Genomic DNA, 2,665 nt, shown 5'->3' with positions numbered 1-2,665 from the left:
CACAGGTCGGGCCGGGCGGCTTCGGCGTTGAGCGCCCAGAGGAAGGCCGGGTCCAAGCCGTCGAAGCGCTGCATGACCAGCCCCGACGGCACGTAGCGGTCGGAGATGATGGTTTGGCCCAGCTCCAGATGCGGCCGGATCTCGGTCTCGATGTGGTGGTAGCGGTCCGCCGCATACAGGCAGGCCAAGGCGTGGCCGGTGACGCTTTCGGTCAACTCGCGGGCCAGTACACCGATAGGGCCGGCGGACGGTTCGGCCGTGACGTGGACGTCCTCGCCCGCCGCGACGAGCAGTTGGGCGAGGTGGCGCACGAGGGTGGACTTGCCTGCCCCGCTCGGCCCGTCCACGCTGATGAACAGCCCTCGGCGGTGATCAGAAAAGGGTCGCAGCCGGGTCATCGTCGCCTCCAGGGGGAAGGTCGCGGAGTTCGTCAAGGGACAAGGGGCGGCTGTCCGGGCCTGTTGCCAGCAGTGCGAACAGCCGGGCCGTCACCAGGGCGTCGTAGGTGGCTCGGTGGGGCCGGTGCTGTGGGTCCAGGCCGTCAGCCAGGCTGAAGGCCTCCACCAACGAGCCGAGCCGGTAGCTGACGCGCTCGGGCCGGAGCCGCCGCGCGAGCCTGAGCGTGTCGAAAACGTCCCGCGGTTCCCAACCTGGGAAGCTGCGCCGCAGGACGCCGAGGTCAACGTGTGCGTTGTGGGCGACGATCGCCACGCCTTCCAGGGCCGCGCGGATCTCCTTTTCCACGTCGGCCAGGACCGGCGCGCCTGCGACCATGTCGCTCGTGATGCCGTGGATGCGGCGGGCGAAGCCGGTGATCGGGCGCTCGGGCCGCAGGAGCCAGGCGGTCGGCTCCCCGATGGCGCCGCCGGTGATGGGCACCACCGCCAGCTCCACCAGGTCCGGCGGCTGCTGGCCGTTGCCCTCCACATCCACCACGGCGTAGTCCAGGCTCGTCCAGTCCGTCATGAGGCGACCGGCTCCTTCCATCCGATGTCAGCGCGGCCGTGGCGCCGCGCGTGGTGAGGATGGCGCACGTCGTGAACCTGGAAGCCAAGGGCGTGCTGGAGGAAGTAACGGGGCTGTTCGTGCGGGAGACCCGCGACCACGGCGGCCCGGTCGGTGATGTCTACGACCTCAAGGTCGTCTGTGTCGGGCACCGTGCTCGCGAGGGCCACCAACTCCTCTTGCGTAGGAACCTGGTGGGCGTCGTGGCACCGGCGGATCTGGCCGACCGGGCAGATATCGCACAGTTCCCGGACGCCGTAGTGGCCGTTGTAGTCGGGCAGGCCGTGGACGAACGACACCGCGCACGAGGTCTTACGAAACAGCTGGGTCCGGCCGCCGAGGGCTTCCAGTACCCGCCGCTCCAGGGTCTCGGGCACCACCTTGCGCCGGGCGGTGGCCGCGTACGGCTCCGGCAGGCCCGCAGCCTGGTAGTAGGCGGCGATTTCGTCCCGGTAGAAGAGGCCGGTGAAGACGGTAGCGTCGGCGTGCTGGCAAAGCTCAGCCGCGCGGGCCAAGTGCTCATCGGTGTCGTTGAGGCCAGGCACCAGGGGACGCCAGTAGAAGATCCTACGGTAGCGCCGGGGCCGGACGGCGGTTGCCAGCCGCAGCGAGGCCGCCGCGACCTCGGAGGGGTGGGGCTCGATGCGCCGGTCCTCAATGCCGGAGTAGGTAAACAGCACGGTCAGCTTGACACTCGTCAGGCGGCCCAACCGCTCACAGTCCTCCGGCCGCAGCTGGTGCCGGGTGATGACGAGCACGTGGTTGGTGAGGCCGCGGGCGTCGAGGTCCTCCAGCACCGCGAAGGTGTGGGGCCGGACGGCCGGCAGAAACGGCTCGGTCGCCCGGTTGAAAAGCTGGACAGGCGTCGCTCCCGGCCGGAAGTAGGGGTGGCCGACAAGCTGGGCCACGGCCTCGGCGTCGGTCATCAGCGCCCGCGGCTGACGCTGGTCCCACAGGCCATAGGTGTGGCGGATGCAGTAGGCGCAGTCCAGCGGACACCCCTGGACGTGGTTGAGGGACAGTCCGCTCTTGCGGTACTCGACGACTTCCCGCGCCCGCGACGGCAGGCGTTCGATCTGTCCCGCGCTCAACAGCGGGACGAAACTGCGCACCCGGCGGCCCTCCAAACCTCCCCAAGCGGGGCAGCGTGACGTTGCCTCGCGTCGGAGAGTAAGGCGTCCATACCACAGGGCACCAGAAGATTTCTTTAGATTTCTCGAAACCCTGAGAGAAGACCACAGCGGGCGAAACTAGACGCCATCCTCGGGGACGCCCGAAGCAAGATCCTCAATGACACCGTTGATGATCGCGCGCGCCGAACGACCGTAGCTGGCGACGGCCGCGAGCTCCTCGAAGGCGCCCGCGTACAGTTCGATCTCCTGCGGTTGGCGCAAATCCAGCGCCGCGCTGAAGGTCTCGATCAGGACCCGTTCGGTGTCGTACATCCAGAAGCCATGCCATGGCGACGTGGCGTACTGCGTCTCAAATCCGATGATCCCCAGCCGGACGTTGGGTAGCTGGGAGAACGAAATCAGGCGGTCAAGCTGGCCAAGCATGACGTCGGTGGGGCACAGCCGAAACCGGAGCGCGGCTTCGGTCAGTACGAAGTGAAACCGCTTATCGGGGCGGTACAAGATCTCTTGCCGCCGGACGCGGGCGG

4 protein-coding genes are annotated in these 2,665 nt (G+C 68.3%); all 4 read right to left on the bottom strand.

All coding sequences use genetic code 11. The features are described from left to right. Positions 1-398, bottom strand: a 398-nt coding sequence (gene tmk, locus KBI5_RS24425; protein ID WP_085016607.1) for a dTMP kinase, incomplete at its 3' end; no start/stop codon positions are given. Next, positions 373-966 carry a 3'-5' exonuclease gene (locus KBI5_RS24420; RefSeq protein WP_043592221.1) on the bottom strand — a complete coding sequence of 198 codons (594 nt, stop codon included), beginning with the start codon at positions 964-966 and terminating at the stop codon, positions 373-375. The genes tmk and KBI5_RS24420, both read right to left, overlap by 26 nt. Beyond that, positions 963-2,117, bottom strand: coding sequence for a radical SAM protein (locus KBI5_RS24415; protein WP_043592223.1), 1,155 nt, complete (start codon positions 2,115-2,117; stop codon positions 963-965). Before KBI5_RS24415 ends, KBI5_RS24420 begins: the two co-directional genes overlap by 4 nt. A 138-nt stretch (positions 2,118-2,255) precedes the next feature. Further along, positions 2,256-2,665 (bottom strand): Scr1 family TA system antitoxin-like transcriptional regulator (locus KBI5_RS24410; RefSeq protein ID WP_241883175.1); only part of this gene is annotated, 410 nt, incomplete at its 5' end.

Source organism: Frankia sp. KB5, from assembly GCF_002099325.1.
GTDB lineage: Bacteria > Actinomycetota > Actinomycetes > Frankiales > Frankiaceae > Frankia > Frankia casuarinae.
Note: the sequence above shows the minus strand (reverse complement) of the source record. Positions and strands in the feature narration are given on the sequence as shown.

Excerpts from the sequence above, each read along its gene's own strand:
- KBI5_RS24420 (WP_043592221.1), bottom strand. The coding sequence starts at position 966 with ATGACGGACTGGACGAGCCTGGACTACGCCGTGGTGGATGTGGAGGGC.